This is a genomic window from Virgibacillus natechei (assembly GCF_026013645.1).
Taxonomy (GTDB): Bacteria; Bacillota; Bacilli; order Bacillales; family Amphibacillaceae; genus Virgibacillus_L; species Virgibacillus_L natechei.
In genome coordinates this window covers 3,039,728-3,056,846 of record NZ_CP110224.1, presented here as the reverse complement: position 1 = coordinate 3,056,846, position 17,119 = coordinate 3,039,728, and the positions used below count along the sequence as shown (strand labels likewise).

Here is a 17,119-nt window from a genome sequence, read left to right as displayed (position 1 = left end):
TATCAGTAGAATCATTATACATACGTGGGATAAGAGGGTCTATGTCGGTAATTATAAATTTCACAGTGAGTGTGATTCTACCATAGAATGTTATAAAACAATGTCCTCATTAGCTTTAGTACATCCAAATCCAATAAAACTTGCCTAGTCAAAATAATAGATGATAAGATATAAATAATCAGAAAATTTATTATAATAAGGGTGGTCCTATTGACTGTCATACCAGGAAGTGATGGAAGAAATTATATAGACTGGATTGAAGAAATGATAGATTCTATTAATGATGGAATTCTGGTAATCGATGTAGAAGGAGTCGTCCAGTTTGTAAATAAAGAATATACGAATATAACTGGTGTCAAAGAAGCGGATATTGTCGGTCAGCCCTTGGCAGAAGTACGAAAGGGTGCAGTTTTACCAAATGCTTTAAAAGACGGTAAGCGCCGGGAAGGAGTTTATCGAAAAGAAGGGGAAGTTGAATACATTATTGATACGGCACCTGTATATAAAGGTGAAGAAATTGTAGGTGCAGTGTCGGTTTGTAAAAGCTTAAATGAAGTTCACTATTTAACAAGGGAGCTACATCGAAGTCAGGAAAGGATAGCCAGACTAGAAAAAGCTGTGGGGACTATAAACCGGGCGAAGTATACATTTGAGAACATTATTGGAAGAGAAGGCGGTTTGAGGTCTACGATAGAACTGGCAAAAAAGGCGGCTCATAGCAATCTCAATATTCTGATTCAGGGGGAGAGCGGTACGGGGAAGGAATTGTTTGCACATGCCTTACATAATGAAAGTGACCGAGCATCTTTACCTTTTATCCCGATTAATTGTGCCGCGATTCCTTCTTCTCTACTTGAGAGCGAACTATTTGGCTATGAGGAAGGTTCTTTTACAAGTTCCAAAAAAGGAGGAAAGGTCGGTCTTTTTGAATTGGCTGATCATGGGACACTCTTTTTAGATGAGATAGGAGACATGCCCTATGACCTTCAGGCAAAGCTTCTTCGCGTCCTGCAGGAGAGAAGTGTCCGTAAAGTGGGTGGTCTGATGGAAAAGGAAATTAATATCAAGATAATTGCAGCAACCAATAAAGATCTTGTGAGGCTAGTGGAAAAAGATCGTTTTCGAGAAGATCTGTATTATCGTTTAAGCGGAATACCGATTTCTGTCCCACCATTAAGGGATCGGAAAGAAGATATACCTTTGTATATCGATTATGTGATCGAAAAGGAACAGGCTGGCGGATCAGCGGTTCGCCTCAAAGAAGACGTAATGCGTGTGCTTAAGCAGTATGATTGGCCAGGTAACGCACGAGAACTGATACATTCTGTACAATATGCGCTTAGTATGACTGAGACAACATTTATTGAGTTGGAAAATTTACCGGAAGTAATCTATCATCATGTTTCTAAGACAAGTATTCCCCAACAGCAAACCTTGAAAGAAATGATACGAAATATAGAACAGGAGATTATCTGGGAGACCATACAAATATACGGCGATACACTGAAAGGAAAGAAGAAAGCTGCTGACAGGTTAGGAATTTCTCTAGCTACTCTTTATAATAAACTGGAGGTGTAATTCTAAAAATCTAGAAACGGATTCCAGTTTTATAGAATAGATATGCAACCGCATACAAATGAGTCTATCTACAGTTTTATTTAATTACTTCTAATTTTTTAGAAGTTCTATGTTTGCGAAGCCTTTACCTAAGGCTTTTTTATGTTGGCATAAAATTTGCATATATAATTTAAAGGGGGAGGGTAAGTTATGCTGGCGTTTTATGGATTTTTAATCATTGGGGTCTTATTGTATTTAGTGTTATCAAAGAAAACATCTATTCACTTTGCATTGGTTGTTATTCCTTTGGCTGTTGCGTTAATTGCAGGTTTTGGTATCTCCGAAATTGGTGAATTTATGGGTGAGGGGATAGCCGGTATTGCGATGACCGGTATTATGATTACGTTTGCCATCCTTTTCTTTGGTATTATGTTTGATGCGGGATTATTCAACCCACTGATTAAAGGGGTTATCAAGTATGCAAAAGGGGATCCAGTTAAAATTGCCGTCGGTACAGCCATTATAGCAATGGCTTCCCATTTGGATGGCTCTGGATCCAGTACGTTTTTAATTACCATATCCGCTTTGCTTCCTATATACAAAGCGCTGAATATGAGTCCCCTGACACTTGCGGTTATCGCTGCACTGAGTGCCGGAACGATGAACATCGTACCATGGGGAGGGCCGACACTAAGGGCAGCCGCAGCGTTAAACATGGATGTAGTTGAATTATACGCTCCGATGCTTCCGGTGCAGGTTGTTGGTTTAATTTGTGTTTTACTTGCAGCTTTCTGGTTGGGGAAACAAGAGCGAAAACGATCAGGTTTCCAGGAAGCGGCAGCAGATAGTGAAAGGCTGGAGGAGCTGGATTCGTTTGATGATCCAGTCCAGGATTCAGAGAAGGAAAAGCTACAGCGACCTAAAATGATTATCCCCAATCTACTCTTAACAATAGCGGTGATTGTCGTGCTGGTTATGAATGTCGTTCCGTTGGCTGTGCCATTTGTCATTGGTGTGCCTCTTGCATTAATGTTGAATTATCGCGAGGTGGCAATGCAGCAGGAACGAATTGAAGCACATGCCAAGGGGGCAATCTATACGTCTTCGGTTATTTTTTCTGCTGGGATTTTTACAGGAATCCTGGCTGGGACGGGGATGATTGATGCCATGGCAAATACAGCAGCAGGCGCATTTCCAAGTGATTGGGGACAAGGTTTGCCTATCGTATTAGCCTACCTCTCTATGCCGCTTAGTCTCTTGTTTGATCCGGATTCTTTCTATTTTGGAGTGATGCCTGTCTTAGGTGCAACAGGAGAAGCTTTCGGGATCATGCCTGAAACCATGGCAAGAGCAGCTTTATTGGGACAAATGACTACCGGTTTTGCAATGAGTCCGCTGACTGGATCTACGTTCTTGCTGATAGGTTTGGCAGGAGTAGACTTAGGAGATTTACAGAAAAAAGCCATTCCTCTCGCATTTGGTATTACTGCAGTGATGGCAACTGTCGCCATAATAATAGGCGTTTTGTAAAGGAGCAATAAATTAATAGAAGGAAGGACTGAGGAGTATGCTGAGAATTGGTTCAGGCGCAGGTTTTTCCGGTGATCGTATAGAACCTGCAGAAACATTAGTAAAACATGCAAATCTGGATTACCTCGTTTTGGAATGTCTGGCAGAACGAACGATTGCTTTAGCACAGCAACGTAAACGGGCTGATGACAATGAGGGATATGATCCATTACTGGAAAAAAGAATGAAAAAACTGCTTCCACTTGCGGTTGAAAATAATGTCAGGTTAATTACAAACATGGGTGCAGCAAATCCGGTAGGAGCAGCACAGAAAACACTTGAAATTGCCAAACTATTAGATATTCCATGTAAAATCGCAGCTGTTACCGGGGATGACGTGCTAGATGATATTGACTTAAAATCTCCTGCCTTAGAAAATAATGTATCGATTTCCGACTATGATTCTATCGTTTCCGCAAATGCTTATCTTGGGGCTGATGCAATAATTCCGGCTCTGGAGACGGATGCTAACATCATTATTACTGGGAGGGTTGCAGATCCATCACTATTCCTTGCTCCACAAATGTATCATTTTAATTGGGGAGCGGATGAATATGAAAAGTTAGGCCAGGGTCTGGTCACAGGGCATCTGCTTGAGTGTTCCAGTCAGGTGAGTGGCGGTTATTTTGCAGATGGATATAGAAAAAAGGTGGAGAACCTGAACAATATCGGGTTTCCTTTTGCCACGATTGATTCAGATGGAAGTTCAGTTATTTCCAAAGTAGAGGGAACAGGTGGAGTGATTGACTTAAGAACAGTGAAAGAACAATTAATATACGAAATACATGATCCAAAAGCGTATATGACTCCTGATGCGATTGTTGATTTTACAGGTGTGCACTTGGAAGAGACCAGAAAGGACCAAGTAAAAGTAACGAATGGGTCTGGTAAGGAGCGGCCAAAGACGTTGAAGGTTTCCGTAGGCTATCATGCAGGATTTTTAGGAGAAGGGGAAATTTCCTATGCAGGATCGCATGCCTTGGAAAAAGCGGAAATGGCTGAGGAAGTTTTGAAGGAGCACCTGGTTCCTGACATAACAGATCTGAGAGTCGATTTTATTGGTTTATCATCTGTTCATCGTACAAGTTTTAGTGAAGTAGTTCCATACGAAATCAGACTGAGGGCGGCAGGATATCATCAATCAAAAGAAAAGGCAAAATTGATTGGTGAAGAAGTGGAAGCTCTCTATCTAAATGGACCAGCTGCCGGGGGAGGAGCCAGGAAAAAGGTTTCCGAGTCCATTGGTGTTTTATCCACTTTCATCGAAAGAGAAAAGGTTACCGCACAGGTACATTTGAAGGAATGGAAGCGCGAGAAAGAAGGGGGAGAGGGCAATTGAAACTATTTGAAGTTGCGCACAGCCGCGCAGGGGATAAAGGAGATATTGTAAACCTTTCTCTGATTCCTTATGAGGAAACTGACTACGACTGGCTTAGAGAAAAAGTTACCCCTGAAGCAGTGAAGAATCATTTGCAAGATATAATAAAGGGCGATGTCGTGCGTTACGAATTACCTAATATTAATGCATTCAACTTCGTCTGTTATCAAAGCTTGTTAGGAGGAGTTACAACCTCGCTTGCGATGGATACACATGGAAAGACGTTAAGCAGTGCATTGTTGGAGATGGAGATTGAGTGATTCATTGCCTGAGGAAATTTAAGCGACATATGGAGATATTGATGAATTGAAGGATGTAACTGGTTTGAATCGACAACTTCTATCGATGAAGGGTTAGGGAAGTTTGTGGAGAGGTATAGGGAGTATTATTAGATTGACAAGCAATAAAATGACAATCTATTATAAGAAAACACTGTATACGATGCCTATCTAATAGGTTGATCGTATACAGTGTTTTTTATTTATGAAGATTTTGTAACGGTATTCATACATGACAAGTATCATCATCCGAGCAGTCTCCCACTACAATCTCTAAATATGAATTGTTAGCATCATTCCTATTGAATGGTTATGTTATTAAAGAATGAGTGGGTGATAATTACGATTCAAAGGCACTGCCTTATCAGTAGGAACTAAGCGTGTCACTGTAACATTAATAAAAATAAATTTAAAGATTAAATAGATGGTGCGGCCACTTTATATCAAAATTTAAATTTCGATAAATTATGACAATAATTCTTACAATTTACCAGAATATATGAGATAATAGACCCAGAATTAGATAAGGATTTGAAACAGAGTTAGATAATTAGAGACAGGTAGACGATTTTAATTTAATTCATTATAACTGTTCTATTGGACAAGATGTTTCAGTGGGCAGTTTCAACTCAGTATATCCATTAACGGCTTTTTCTGGTTGAGAAATATAAATGGATTCTGGTGTCAGACCCCCAACCAAATACCAGGGTTTCATGAATATTTTGGAGGCATCCCGTTATTTATGCATTATCAAGTTCGGTGTATGGTGCAAACGTAAAGATGCCATTCTCAATGTCTGATGAAGTCAATCATCCTGTCAGTTTATATGCAGCAACGAAGAAATCCAATAAGTTAATGGCGCATACATATAGTCATTTATACGAAATCTCAACAACGGGACTTCGCTGCTTTACTAGGGATAGCCCGCAAGACTGGGTGACTTCCCATGAAGAATCACGTGTGACAAAGACGGTTGTAAGAACTAGTATTTGTTAAACCAGTAACGATTTAGCGGTTTACGTTAAATCGTTACTTCTTATGGCATGGATAGTTTTACGATGGGAATACTCCGCCAAAGCATGGGGACGGTTCTTTTGCTTCCTTAGTAATTGTCCCTTCGGAAGTATGAGGTGCGTTAACGACCCTTACTTTTCCTCCCGTTTGACCCTATAATTCCTTCTGTGGAGATTAGATAGGGGATGCTAACGGTGGATCAGTGGAAATGGATGGAATACCATGTTTTGACGGACATGCCGATAAAGGAAATCGCCGCGCGTGAAGGTGTTACAATTGATGCGGTAAAAGGCTGGGAAAGACTTGCAAAGAGAAGATTAATGAATACGGCGTGAAAGACGGGTGCAGTACCATCTCCGTCAATTGCGTATGCAAGATCCGCATCAGGAGTTTTACCAGGAAGGCCTTCGTGCCATGATGATGGCATATGAAATGTATCCTCCCCCCGATGAAGATCCCTTCGCCACGTACTTCAATGTTATGATCCGTAATCATTTGATCGATTTGCTCCGGGAAAAGAATCAGGACCTGTGAGAATGCCTCAACATGTGTATAATCCATTGGAAATGTAAAAATGGAAAATTTAAAGATGGATTAACCCCTGAAGGAGAAACGTATGTTTTCGCTGAAGTACGAGGGATGTCTGATTTGGAAGCAGCTGCATTCTAGCGTAATGGGATCCCGATCCTGTAATGTAAAAGGTGAGATTTTCAAATTGGGATAAGAACGCTTTTTACGCAGTCTATTTAAATAATAAAAATGAAGGAGGAATTTTACAATGAGTATAAAGAAAAAACTGGGCCTAGGACTCGCTACTGCTAGCACTGGTAATCTGCGTCACTAAAATAAGCAAACGTACCTCCGCCAACTAAATCCTAATACTGCAGTTGCAACACCCATACCTAATTTAGAAAAGGGAGGAGATGATTCAATTAGCGATGAAGTATGGATTGCCGAACAATAGAGTGCAGTCAACAACTTATTGCTTATAAAGTGTAACGTCCTTCTTCTAGGTGAATATCATGTAGTTGAAAGGAGATGAGATAAAAAAGTGAATGTAGAAAATCATGATTACCATAACGATTCCAGGAATTTGTATGATGAGTGCAGAAAACACATGAATTATCATGTGGTATTAACGATGACAGATGGAAGTACTATTGATGGTATTATTGAAAATGTAGATATGGATAGTATTACCGTGTTAGCTGGTGAGGATGTAATGGAGCGAGAAATTGAGAATGAATCGGATATTCGACAATATTATGGCGGATTTGGTCGTCCTAGAAGAAGATTCCGACGTTTTAGACGTCGAAATTTTCCGTTAGCTACCTTAGCTGCTTTAGCCTTATTACCTTATATTGCTCCGTCTCCGTATCCTTATTATCCTTATCCATACCCTTATTATTAAAGGGGGATTAACCTTAATTCGATAGGATTTGTTAATAAATAAATGATTATTATAAATAAAGATGTCTAACGATCAGTACCGTTTCCTAACGGTACTATTTTTATGTTCAATTATTATAGGAGACAGATTGATAGAAAGGTCTTAGCATGCATTGCCAAAATGATTTTTTTCTCAAAGAAATCTTGTAATCTTACTCCTTTTTTCATTGATTCTAATTGTTCATCTGTAATGTCAGCTTCAGGGACCTTTGCAAATAGTATAATTAGTAAACTTATACAAAAAACCTGTACAAGTAGTAAATATCATTTCATAGTCCGCATTTTGAGTAATAAGATGGCATAAGAATGGGCCAACTGCTGTTACAATTGTAGTACTTAATGCAAAATAACCAGTCCCTTCCCCACGCTTAGAATCTGGAATCATGTCCATTACAGCACTAATTCTAGCAGTAGTAGCAACCCCATAAGCAACACCTTGAATAAAGCGAACTAGACCAAATACCCGAAGCAAGACCAGCTTCACTTACGGATGCCTGAAATTGTTCGATTGTATAACTAAAATGTTAAAGATACAATAAGAGATTTACATTAAAATAGGAACCATAATGAGTTTAAAACATCTAAGATTATTATTTTTGAATGGTCTCTTTCAGATAAGTGTTTAAGAACTTAACGTGGAGACTCTGTGGGCATTATTGGTCTTGAAAAACTAAGGAAGGGTTTCAACAGGTAATCAAGCCTATCATACCAATAATTACTGTAGATATTGTGGCCACTGTATCATTTCGGATAATTGTACATTATAGAATGTTGGAGCACAATCTCGTAAAAAGTGCTTGCCTCCTTTAGGCCATCGATAAACTTATCCTATTTATCCGTTGTATTGCCGCGGTTTTTTCTTGACCAGTCGTGGTATTTAAAGAAACAAGATTGATCAAAATGGATTCCTAGATTTATTAGAAACAAAAACACATGGCGATAAGAGGTTGCCGCAAGGGTCTATTACCAATCTGTCAGATAGCAAAGTACGCTATCTTACAATATGGTTTATCTCGCTGTGATCTAAAACAGTCGATAACTCTACGTTCCCGTCTGTTTCTTAACGCTCCCACGACAACAAAATTCAAAAGAATAAAGGTCAAACCGGATAAAACAGGCTGTGCGCCTGTTTTTTATTTTGTACTCCGAATCGCACAGCAAGCCAAATGTTCTAAGTCGCTAGTCGGTAGGACACTCGAACCTTAATTGCCAGTTGCCAATTATTGATTTATATCACACAACTACATTATCAGGCATTCCGTATTTTTCTAAAATTGCATTTCTACTTTCAATCGCTTGTTTACGAATCTTATCAAGATCAATACCAACCATCTCCCCATTTCGTTTAATCGCTTTGCCATCTACAAAAACGGAATCTACGTTACCTGTATGTGTACATTGTACAACCGTACCAACAGGATCATTCACAGGGAATATATTTAAATCACTTGTACGAACCATAATGATATCAGCCTTTTTACCCGGCGTTAACGAACCAACTTTATCCTCAAGCATTAAAGCCTTAGCACCATCTATTGTTGCAAATTCTAACATATCATTTGCGGAAATGTGCAACGGCTCAGGCATTTCTCCGCTTGCAATTAAATTACCATTTACTCTCGCACGTTCTGCTTGAAGTGCAAATTTCATTTGGGCAAACATATCTCCACCAGTCGATGTAACGACGTCTACACCAATTGTAGGTCGCACTCCATTTTCAAGACATAATCCAGTTGCCGGATATCCATGTCCCATCATCATTTCGATTTCTGGAGTTACGGAAATAGAACCGCCATTTGCTGCAATCATTCTCATTTCCTCTGGACTTACTGCATTCATGTGGACAAAATTTAAGTCAGGACCTAATAGTCCAGCTTTATTTAACTTTTCAATGGAACGATCAATTGATCCCCATGTGCCAAAACCTAAATGCATGGTGCACACAACCCCCAATTCACGTGCCAATTGAATTTCCTTCACAGATGTATCCCATGATGAAAATTCAGGGCCTCGAATTGCAAGCCCCATTGTCAGTAATTGGTCTTCGGAAGAGAAGTGTTTTTCCTTTATCCTTCTTGCATCTTCACCATTATCTAACATGCTTTCCCTGTTCCAATATTCTTCATCGCCAGGGCACCCATGAGCAAAGACCCCACGTACTCCAGATTCCTGTAATCCACGAATCATTTCTTCTGTATGATCATTTGACATTATCATACTCGAGTCTAATAAAGTAGTAACACCTGAATCAAGTGCTTCTAATGCGCCTAATAAATTAGCAATATAGTCATCTTGCGGTCTTCTTAACGAACCAATATTTCCATAGTAAATACTTGCTAGATATTTTTGTAACGACCAATCCGTACCAATGTTTCTTACTAAGGATTCCCATGTGTGTCTATGTGTGTCAACTAGCCCCGGCATGACAATCATATTGGAGGCATCGATAATTTCACAATCTGATACTTCAATATTTGGTTTTACTTCAACAATTTTTGAACCTTCTACTAATACGTCCGCCTTAGTAAAATTACCTATGGACTGATCAATCGTTAATACAATACCATTTTTAAACACTTTTCTATTCATCTATTAATTCCCTCCAAAACTCAGAACGATTAGGTAACGCTTACAATCAATCTGTTGTCCTACTAAGAAAGTAAAACTTCATTCATGATTTCCTTTGAACATCATCTTCTCGCATCACAATTTTTTAAACCCTATAAAATAATATTATATTATTTTATAGGGTTTAAAACAACAACTATTTTATAGTTTAGCGATTTTCTACAAGATAAAGGTTTCAACGATCGTCTATCACATTTTATCTTATGCGCATGAAAAATATGGATAGAAAAACCTCAAATTTCTATCGATTATAAAGGATTTTCGGGGTTTTTCCGTTTAGATACTTATTTGTTCAAGGATATTCTGTAATTGATCTATACTTGTGTTCACGATGTTTTCATATAGACCTAAAATCATTTGGGCATATTGATCACCGGGAACTGCCCACTTTCCATTTAAATCTACCCATATCACTGCACTTCCTCGCTCAACAAGGTCAAAACGAGGATCAACTAAAGGGTACTGGTCTGGTAATGATTCAGTAGAAGCATAAGCATACAAATGCTGAATATGTGCCAGGACCCCATCTTCCGGTGTATCAAAACTTGCTCCTGGGTTATCTGGGCCTGTAGCACCAATTCCCGCAAAATTATTTTGTTCCTCGTCGACTACACCCGTAAAGCGGAAATAATCCGTTTCATGAAGGGCTTGAGCAAATGTGACATCGCCCCTAAGACCATAATATTGGCCAAAGGTTAAATAATAGGTTCCTAACGCGGGGGCATCAGGATTAACGGTTCGAACAAACTGATCCATTTGTTGTGGAGATAGAACTACAGAACCTGCGATCGCATACCCCGTCACTTCAGACTCACCTTGATCCTCTAAAATATACGCATCTTCAATCCCTAACTCTTTCACTGCTGTAAGGCGTTCTTCTGCATTACTTCGACTACTATAAGCGCCTGCCTGAACGCGATACCATGTGTCACCAGTTATCGTGGTTTCATGTAAAAAAGATGGGATACCATTGGAATCAAGGTAAGCTACTCTTTCTTCTGCATTTTCTCTGTCCTGGAAAGAGCCGGCAATCACCTTATACAGTGTATCCGATGCTGATTTTTCAAGGTTAAAGGCACGTTCCAGACCATTTACATGACCACGGGCGACTTGTTGACGATATGTGGCATCAGCCAATTTCGCTGAATCACCTGAATGATCAATAAAACCATTTTCCGTTAAAAGAGCAGACATAAAGGATTCCCTCAACACGTGGAAATTTGCCTTTTTCTTCCCACGGTTGGTTAATTCATTCACAGCTATGATTTCATCATGCATGATATCCCGGTATTGAGCAGTAGGGGAGGAGTCAGATAATCCACTATAAATATAATCCTCATACCCCTGTGCCGAACCATTAAAAGCATTGCAGTGAACGGATAGAAAATAGTCTGCGTTCCAGGAATTAGCTTCATTGGTCCGTTGATCTAAACTTACATAGGTGTCCGTTGTTCTGCTCATATTCACTTCAATGTTATTATATTCATTGTTTAGAATGTCCCGGATACGTAACGCGATATCGAGTACAATGTTTTTCTCCTGTAGGCCGTTTCCGGTAGCACCTGAATCAGAACCGCCATGCCCTGGATCTAAATATAATTTAAACAATAAATCTCCCTCTTTTATTTTTTATTTTTTCCTAACACATGCAAAATTATTAATAGCCTGGTTTTGCTGTCCGGTTTTGTTTTGTGAACACAACACCTCCTTTCTCGTTTGACCTATAGGTTTTTCTTGTATTGAACTAAAGTGGAGCCAGCTTAACCTTATTGTCCGCTGTCATCTAATGGGACAGCTTCTGCAGCATCCAAATATCCCGAGCCTTGATCATACGGCGGCAATCCTAAATCGCTCGCACTTTGAAGCAGTTGTTGCTTCACCTGATCAGGGGTATATTCTGGATAAGCCTGAAGAACAAGAGCAGCTACTCCAGCACAGATCGGTGTCGCCATTGATGTCCCTGACAAAGAGAAATAATCGTTTTCGACTAGACTTGCCTTATTTGTTTTGTCTAGGAAAGATCCTGGAGCTCTAAGGGAAATAATGTTTACCCCTGGAGCTAATAAATCCGGCTTCGCTTCTACCCCACATGCAGGCCCACGGCTTGAAAAAGGTGCTATTTCGTCATCTGAACGCTCAATCGTATTTTGATCATCGATTGCCCCGACGGTTACGACCCTTGAACTGATGCCAGGGGTAGCGATCGTTCGTTGATCAGGCCCCGAATTTCCGGCAGCTACACAAACGACAATACCGCTTTCCCATGCTGCTTCTACAGCTTGAACAAGTGGGTCATTACAGTCAGACTCATCAGCAGTTGCTCCTAAAGATAAGGAAATTACATCGATTTGGTGCTCTTCTTTATTGTCGATACACCATTGAATACCAGAGACAATCGTGGAAAGAGATCCTGATCCCATCTTGTCGAGTACCTTTACGCCAATAACACCAGCTTCTGGAGCAGGTCCGCGGTATTTCCCGTCTGATGAAAATCCGTTACCTGCCGCATCGCCCACGCAATGCGTTCCATGCCCATTATCGTCATAAGGTTCAGTTTGGTTGTTAACAAAATCTTTAAAGGCAATAATTCGGTTCGTTGATTGTGTTAAATCCTGGTGCGGGTGAACGCCTGTATCGAGGACCGCAATATTGATATCCGTTCCAGTTAGACCCTGTTCATTCACCTGATCGGCATGAATAGATGGAGAAGCAACATCCAACAAAGCAGTGACTTCTCGATCATAATATATCTTTTTAATGTGACAATCACCGTCGTTCATGAGTTTTTCAATTGTGGACGCAGTTACAACCGCTGAACAGCTGCATGTGCTGTGAAAATCGTGCGCTATCTTAGATCTGAATTCAGACTTAACCAGTTCATGGACTTTTTTTGATGCCAAATTGACTTCATTTTCTTCAAACTCAATGATTACAGGATACTTCTTCGACTTTTTCAACATCTTTTCTAGTGGACGGTGTAAAAAACAAGGAGTACGGCGAAAGGGCTTATATAAATTGACTAGTCTTTGGCGCATTTCCTTGTCAAATCTATTACTATTGTTTCTTGTAAGTTCAATCATGGAAAATCCTAACATTCTATCACCTCCTTTACTCTCAAGCTATGAAGATTTAAAGAGAGAATGGCGGTGTTTGTAGGAGTGATAGTTAAAAAAGGCGCTTGTCTAGTAGACTAATAGACTGGTAAAAAAAGGTGGAAGTGAGAGAACCTCCCCCATGCTTCTTTAGATAACAAAAACCTTGAGAAGATATATCCTCTCAAGGTTTTTGTTATCTAATCCTGTATTTTTTATGGGATACTACCGTGTTAGGGTGACTGTAATTAATGGCTTCCAGATCATTTTCTGATGATATTTCAACGATAATACTATTCTTACAATTAGATGGTAATACCTTTCCCGTTAGAAGCAAATCTTCTCTTTTAAATTCGACTAGATCCCCTGGTTTAGCTTTGTTATTATCTGGTTGAAACAATGGTTATCCTCCTTTTGTTGTTTAAAAAGCTTTGCGAAAGATTCCTTTTTTTCTTCATATTCTTTTGCTGGTGTAAGTTTTTGCTTTAAAGCTTTGATTTCTTGTTTTAAATCATTTATTTCTTTTGCCTGTTTGTCCACATCTTTGATTCGCTTGTTTTGTTCATAGTACTGTTCTTGTAAGGATTTTATCGATTTTTCCTGATCAGCGACATTGGATATGGTCTTTTCGATTGTCTGCATCACTGTTAAAAGGTTTTCCTTGTAATTTTCTTGCTCTAGTGACCGTTGTACATCTTCTATCGTTCTCTGCATTGTGATAGGAGAAATATTATTTGCTAGCATTTCCCTAATTTTCGGTGTCTGATAGTTTTTATTCTTACATGTTTTAATAAATTTTAAAGTGTCAATCGCTTCAGGGTGATAATAGGTCATACCCAGTTCTGTCGTTTTCGGGATATGAGTACTAAATTCCTCAATCCAATTTTTTGCCGTTTTTTCTGTGACACCAATGATGAGGCATAACCCGTTGATACTTAACAATTCCAATATACTCACCGTCTTTCTTTTTTTGTCATTGTTAGCATTCATTTCTTCTCGATGCCATTGATACCCTTTCCCCCTCATAGTAAAGAAAGAGATTGGAATGAATACGTGATAAATGTGGAAAAAATAAGTAATTTTGTTACGAAGGGGAGCGGTGAACCAATACAGACACTGGAAAGCGAACAGAGGAACAGTGACAGGCACCACCCGGTTATGCCACAATCGTGGTTTAATGAACAGGAGCCGATGCGTGGTGATCTGCATCATTTATTTACCTGCGAACCTGTTTGCAATTCAATTAGGAGCAATTATACGTATCATGACTTTGCGGATTATAATCAGAAGGTAAGGAGCTAATGAGGAACTGGGGAATGATTCCCTGATTCCTCTTTTGTTCTTTTAAAAAGGGATAGGGGACTTTCGGCTTCCTACGAACCTAGTAGTTTTCCTTACATAGATTTATCTTTTTCTTCACTCTAACTTAATAGTCTTTCTTTATAATAATAGGTAACTACTAGGAAGGGAGATTTTATTTATGAAGCGTATTCTTTCTATTTTTTTCATGACGAGTCTTTTTTTGAGCCTGTTCACGGTTCCTGTACTTGCTGCAAATGGGCAGGAGATTACCAATGTGGCACATCGGGGTGCTTCGGGGCATACGCCTGAAAATACGATGGTTGCGTTTGACAAAGCTTTTGAGATGAAAGCTGACTACATTGAAATCGATGTGCAAATGACGAAGGATGGGGAATTGGTTGCCATTCATGATACTACAGTAAACCGAACCACAAATGGAACGGGCGCTGTTGGTGATTATACGCTGGAAGAAATACAGCAATTGGATGCTGGCAGCTGGTTTGGTGAGGAATTTGCGGGGGAACAGATCCCGACTTTTGAAGAAATCATTGATGCTTATCGTGGAAAGATTGGTATTTTGATTGAATTGAAATCACCAGGGCTATATCCGGGTATCGAGGAAAAAGTTGCCGATGCTTTAATAGAACGCAATATGCATAAACCGAATAATAATAAAGTTATCATTCAATCGTTTAATCATGAATCAGTTCAAACATCAAAAGAATTGGTACCAAATATTCCACATGGTGTACTGCTTGGGCTTCAGGCAGCAGTCGTTACCGATGAGCAGTTAGCAGCATTTGCCAGCTATGCAGATTATTTTAATCCGAATATGAATGCAGTAACAGATGAACTGGTTGAGCGCGTTCATGCAGCCGAAATGGAAATCTGGGCCTATACCGTAAGATCACAAGAACAGGCAGATAGGTTGGCAGAACACGAAGTTGACGGTATCGTCACTGATTTTCCGGAGTATGTTTATGACCATCCCGGGAACTGAGGAGAATCTGGCCTAGTGATAAGAGAAGGGTAAGAAAATTCAGCTGAGATTGGAAGCTATTTGCGCTTCCTTCTTTGGAAAATAAAAGCACATGTATACCTTATAGTAACAGGTATACATGCGCTTCTTTTTATCCAACTACTTCCTGTTTATTCCACTCCTGGGAACCAACCTGGCGTAGTTGTAATAGCTTTCCATAATGGATCTGGTACCTCTAATTCCGCTTGTTTGTTGACGTCTACTAAGGTATTAATTTCATCTTCTTTTCCTGCTTCTATCTTTTGTACCCAGTCTGGATCGATAATTAATTCTCTTCCAAGCGCTAGGAATGCGACTCCGGTCTGGAATGCTTCACGCGCTTGATCAGCAGAATAGATGGAACCTACACCGATTAATGGGACGCGGTTATGAATTTTTTCTAAAAGCAGCTCCACACGTGTCTTCGTTGTGTCAGCTTTCCTTCTTGCTTTAGACCAGAATTCGCCTAGGGATACATGCAGATAATCTAGTCCCTTCTCCGTTAACACATCGACCAATTGGAGAGTATCACCCATCGTAATGCCAGTTGTTTCCGGTTCTTCCGGTGAAAAACGATACCCAACAACGAACGGCTCTTTTGCATGTTCATTTACAACCTGTTGCACTTTATCAACAACCGCCAATGGAAATGTCATGCGTTCTTGCACATTTCCTCCAAACTGATCATCGCGGCGATTGGAGTGAGGGGAGAAAAATTGTTGGATGAGGTACCCATTTGCTCCGTGAATTTCAACCCCATCAAAACCTGCTTCGATCGCCCGACGTGTGGACTCTCCAAATGCCTCAATGATTTCGTTGATCTCAGTTTCCGTTAATGCACGAGGTTCCACGCCAGCTGTTGCGCCGTTTTCAGCCGGAATATTGCTCGCACTTACAATTTCCCCATTTGGAACAAGGTCTGGGGCACACATTCTTCCCCCATGGAAAATCTGCAAAATGGCTTTGGCTCCCTGATTTTTAATCCCGCTGGCTAATTGTCTTAGGCTGGGGATAAGCTCATCGCGGTCACTGCCGAATTCACCTGGGAACCCTTTCCCGCTAGGAGTTACATAGGCACATGCTGTAATTACTGCCCCCACGCCTTTCGAACGCCGTGCGTAATAATTCACTTCTGCTTCTGTAACGGAACCATCCGGATTCGATGAAAAGTTTGTCATTGGTGCCATGATTATTCTATTTTTTAATTCCACGTCATTTGATAATGGATAAGGTTCTAATAATGTTTTATAGTTAGCGTTCATTTTTGTCCTCCTCGTTTTTTAGCGACATTATTATTGTAATAAAGTGAGTTACGTTTGTTAAACAATTAGCTCTAGGCAACTGAGGGCAGACATCCACTACGTGTATACGAAGATCTCTTAAACGTTCGCTATAATTGTACGTACGCAGCCCTTCTAGGAGAAATGAATAAACAGAACTCACCAAAAATAAAGGGTTATCTAAGGATGTAGAATATGATTATACAGGCATAATTATCTATTAAACTCATTTCGGCCACATACGTAATTAAAGTTATATGAATGACCAGTGTTGTGCTAAAATTGAGAGAACTAATAATGAAATGGATAAGTCCAATTGAATTAACAGGTGAATGGAAAGAAGGGTATGCATTAGATTTTCATGTGTTAAATGGTGTGCATTTAGGTGTTGTACGATCAGTTGGAAGTTTAGCTAAGCAGGTTTATTTATCAGATTATGACGGTATGGTTGTAGGAAGCAAAATTGGTGGTATTGTAGAGAAAGGGAGGAATGAGGATCTAGTGAGTTTCATTCAAGAATTAACAACTGCAAAAATTGGGGAGGTGGAGTGATT

17 protein-coding genes and 3 pseudogenes are annotated in these 17,119 nt (G+C 39.8%); 12 read left to right on the top strand and 8 right to left on the bottom strand.

All coding sequences use genetic code 11. The features are described 5' to 3' along the window. Positions 1 to 210: 210 nt before the first annotated feature. The 8 genes and pseudogenes from OLD84_RS15555 (at position 211) to OLD84_RS15520 (ending at position 6,465) form a co-directional block, all read left to right on the top strand. The gene (locus tag OLD84_RS15555; protein WP_245301630.1) at positions 211 to 1,578 is read left to right on the top strand and encodes a sigma-54 interaction domain-containing protein; all 1,368 of its coding nucleotides are present in this window, start codon (positions 211 to 213) and stop codon (positions 1,576 to 1,578) included. Positions 1,579 to 1,767: 189 nt separating this feature from the next. Next, positions 1,768 to 3,087: a CitMHS family transporter gene (locus OLD84_RS15550; protein WP_209463877.1), complete on the top strand. Its 1,320-nt coding sequence runs from the start codon at positions 1,768 to 1,770 to the stop codon at positions 3,085 to 3,087. Positions 3,088 to 3,124: 37 nt separating this feature from the next. Next, entirely contained in the window at positions 3,125 to 4,465 is a 1,341-nt protein-coding gene (locus tag OLD84_RS15545; protein WP_209463878.1) for an acyclic terpene utilization AtuA family protein, read from the top strand. After that, positions 4,429 to 4,764: an AtuA-related protein gene (locus OLD84_RS15540; protein WP_209463879.1), complete on the top strand. Its 336-nt coding sequence runs from the start codon at positions 4,429 to 4,431 to the stop codon at positions 4,762 to 4,764. The genes OLD84_RS15545 and OLD84_RS15540 overlap by 37 nt, the downstream gene beginning before the upstream one ends. Before the next feature lie 753 nt (positions 4,765 to 5,517). Then, a pseudogene (locus OLD84_RS15535) lies at positions 5,518 to 5,709 on the top strand (GDP-mannose 4,6-dehydratase); the annotation flags it as partial. A gap of 281 nt (positions 5,710 to 5,990) precedes the next feature. Next, positions 5,991 to 6,131 (top strand): hypothetical protein, encoded by a 141-nt coding sequence (locus tag OLD84_RS15530; protein ID WP_209463880.1) that lies wholly within the window; start codon positions 5,991 to 5,993, stop codon positions 6,129 to 6,131. A gap of 7 nt (positions 6,132 to 6,138) precedes the next feature. After that, complete coding sequence (locus OLD84_RS15525; protein WP_342589364.1) at positions 6,139 to 6,330, top strand: sigma factor; 192 nt, start codon at positions 6,139 to 6,141, stop codon at positions 6,328 to 6,330. 12 nt (positions 6,331 to 6,342) lie between these two features. Beyond that, on the top strand, positions 6,343 to 6,465 hold the full coding sequence (locus OLD84_RS15520; protein ID WP_264917229.1) for a hypothetical protein: 123 nt from the start codon (positions 6,343 to 6,345) through the stop codon (positions 6,463 to 6,465). A gap of 149 nt (positions 6,466 to 6,614) precedes the next feature. Here the strand turns inward: OLD84_RS15520 and OLD84_RS19505 are convergent. Next, a pseudogene (locus OLD84_RS19505) lies at positions 6,615 to 6,668 on the bottom strand (SipW-dependent-type signal peptide-containing protein); the annotation flags it as partial. 179 nt (positions 6,669 to 6,847) lie between these two features. Between OLD84_RS19505 and OLD84_RS15515 the strand changes: the two are divergent. Then, entirely contained in the window at positions 6,848 to 7,207 is a 360-nt protein-coding gene (locus tag OLD84_RS15515) for a small nuclear ribonucleoprotein (protein ID WP_264917228.1), read from the top strand. Between the two features lie 237 nt (positions 7,208 to 7,444). On the opposite strand, the gene OLD84_RS15510 is transcribed toward OLD84_RS15515, so the two are convergent. From OLD84_RS15510 to OLD84_RS15485, 6 genes are all read right to left on the bottom strand, one after another. Further along, entirely contained in the window at positions 7,445 to 7,717 is a 273-nt protein-coding gene (locus OLD84_RS15510) for an MFS transporter (RefSeq protein WP_209463881.1), read from the bottom strand. Positions 7,718 to 8,478: 761 nt separating this feature from the next. Continuing rightward, positions 8,479 to 9,834 (bottom strand): amidohydrolase family protein, encoded by a 1,356-nt coding sequence (locus tag OLD84_RS15505; protein ID WP_209463882.1) that lies wholly within the window; start codon positions 9,832 to 9,834, stop codon positions 8,479 to 8,481. A gap of 315 nt (positions 9,835 to 10,149) precedes the next feature. Beyond that, entirely contained in the window at positions 10,150 to 11,481 is a 1,332-nt protein-coding gene (locus OLD84_RS15500) for an N-acetylmuramoyl-L-alanine amidase (RefSeq protein WP_209463883.1), read from the bottom strand. Between the two features lie 158 nt (positions 11,482 to 11,639). Continuing rightward, on the bottom strand, positions 11,640 to 12,968 hold the full coding sequence (locus OLD84_RS15495; protein WP_209463884.1) for a S8 family peptidase: 1,329 nt from the start codon (positions 12,966 to 12,968) through the stop codon (positions 11,640 to 11,642). Between the two features lie 193 nt (positions 12,969 to 13,161). Beyond that, positions 13,162 to 13,365 (bottom strand): DUF2187 family protein, encoded by a 204-nt coding sequence (locus tag OLD84_RS15490; RefSeq protein ID WP_209463885.1) that lies wholly within the window; start codon positions 13,363 to 13,365, stop codon positions 13,162 to 13,164. Then, positions 13,323 to 13,913 (bottom strand): helix-turn-helix domain-containing protein, encoded by a 591-nt coding sequence (locus OLD84_RS15485; protein WP_264917227.1) that lies wholly within the window; start codon positions 13,911 to 13,913, stop codon positions 13,323 to 13,325. Before OLD84_RS15485 ends, OLD84_RS15490 begins: the two co-directional genes overlap by 43 nt. 51 nt (positions 13,914 to 13,964) lie before the next feature. Here OLD84_RS15485 and OLD84_RS15480 point away from each other — a divergent pair. Continuing rightward, a pseudogene (locus OLD84_RS15480) lies at positions 13,965 to 14,246 on the top strand (endonuclease); the annotation flags it as partial. Positions 14,247 to 14,445: 199 nt separating this feature from the next. Then, positions 14,446 to 15,267: a glycerophosphodiester phosphodiesterase gene (locus OLD84_RS15475; RefSeq protein WP_209463887.1), complete on the top strand. Its 822-nt coding sequence runs from the start codon at positions 14,446 to 14,448 to the stop codon at positions 15,265 to 15,267. 149 nt (positions 15,268 to 15,416) lie between these two features. Here the strand turns inward: OLD84_RS15475 and OLD84_RS15470 are convergent, their stop codons facing one another. Beyond that, entirely contained in the window at positions 15,417 to 16,547 is a 1,131-nt protein-coding gene (locus tag OLD84_RS15470; RefSeq protein WP_209463888.1) for an NADH-dependent flavin oxidoreductase, read from the bottom strand. A 315-nt stretch (positions 16,548 to 16,862) separates the two neighbouring features. Here OLD84_RS15470 and OLD84_RS15465 point away from each other — a divergent pair, with 315 nt between their 5' ends. Next, entirely contained in the window at positions 16,863 to 17,117 is a 255-nt protein-coding gene (locus OLD84_RS15465; protein ID WP_209463889.1) for a hypothetical protein, read from the top strand. Positions 17,118 to 17,119: the final 2 nt, after the last annotated feature.

Coding starts and splice junctions, on each gene's coding strand:
- OLD84_RS15470 (WP_209463888.1), bottom strand. CDS start 16,547: ATGAACGCTAACTATAAAACATTATTAGAACCTTATCCATTATCAAAT.
- OLD84_RS15475 (WP_209463887.1), top strand. CDS start 14,446: ATGAAGCGTATTCTTTCTATTTTTTTCATGACGAGTCTTTTTTTGAGC.
- OLD84_RS15520 (WP_264917229.1), top strand. CDS start 6,343: ATGTGTATAATCCATTGGAAATGTAAAAATGGAAAATTTAAAGATGGA.
- OLD84_RS15545 (WP_209463878.1), top strand. CDS start 3,125: ATGCTGAGAATTGGTTCAGGCGCAGGTTTTTCCGGTGATCGTATAGAA.
- OLD84_RS15505 (WP_209463882.1), bottom strand. CDS start 9,834: ATGAATAGAAAAGTGTTTAAAAATGGTATTGTATTAACGATTGATCAG.
- OLD84_RS15495 (WP_209463884.1), bottom strand. CDS start 12,968: ATGTTAGGATTTTCCATGATTGAACTTACAAGAAACAATAGTAATAGA.
- OLD84_RS15540 (WP_209463879.1), top strand. CDS start 4,429: ATGGAAGCGCGAGAAAGAAGGGGGAGAGGGCAATTGAAACTATTTGAA.
- OLD84_RS15550 (WP_209463877.1), top strand. CDS start 1,768: ATGCTGGCGTTTTATGGATTTTTAATCATTGGGGTCTTATTGTATTTA.
- OLD84_RS15465 (WP_209463889.1), top strand. CDS start 16,863: ATGAAATGGATAAGTCCAATTGAATTAACAGGTGAATGGAAAGAAGGG.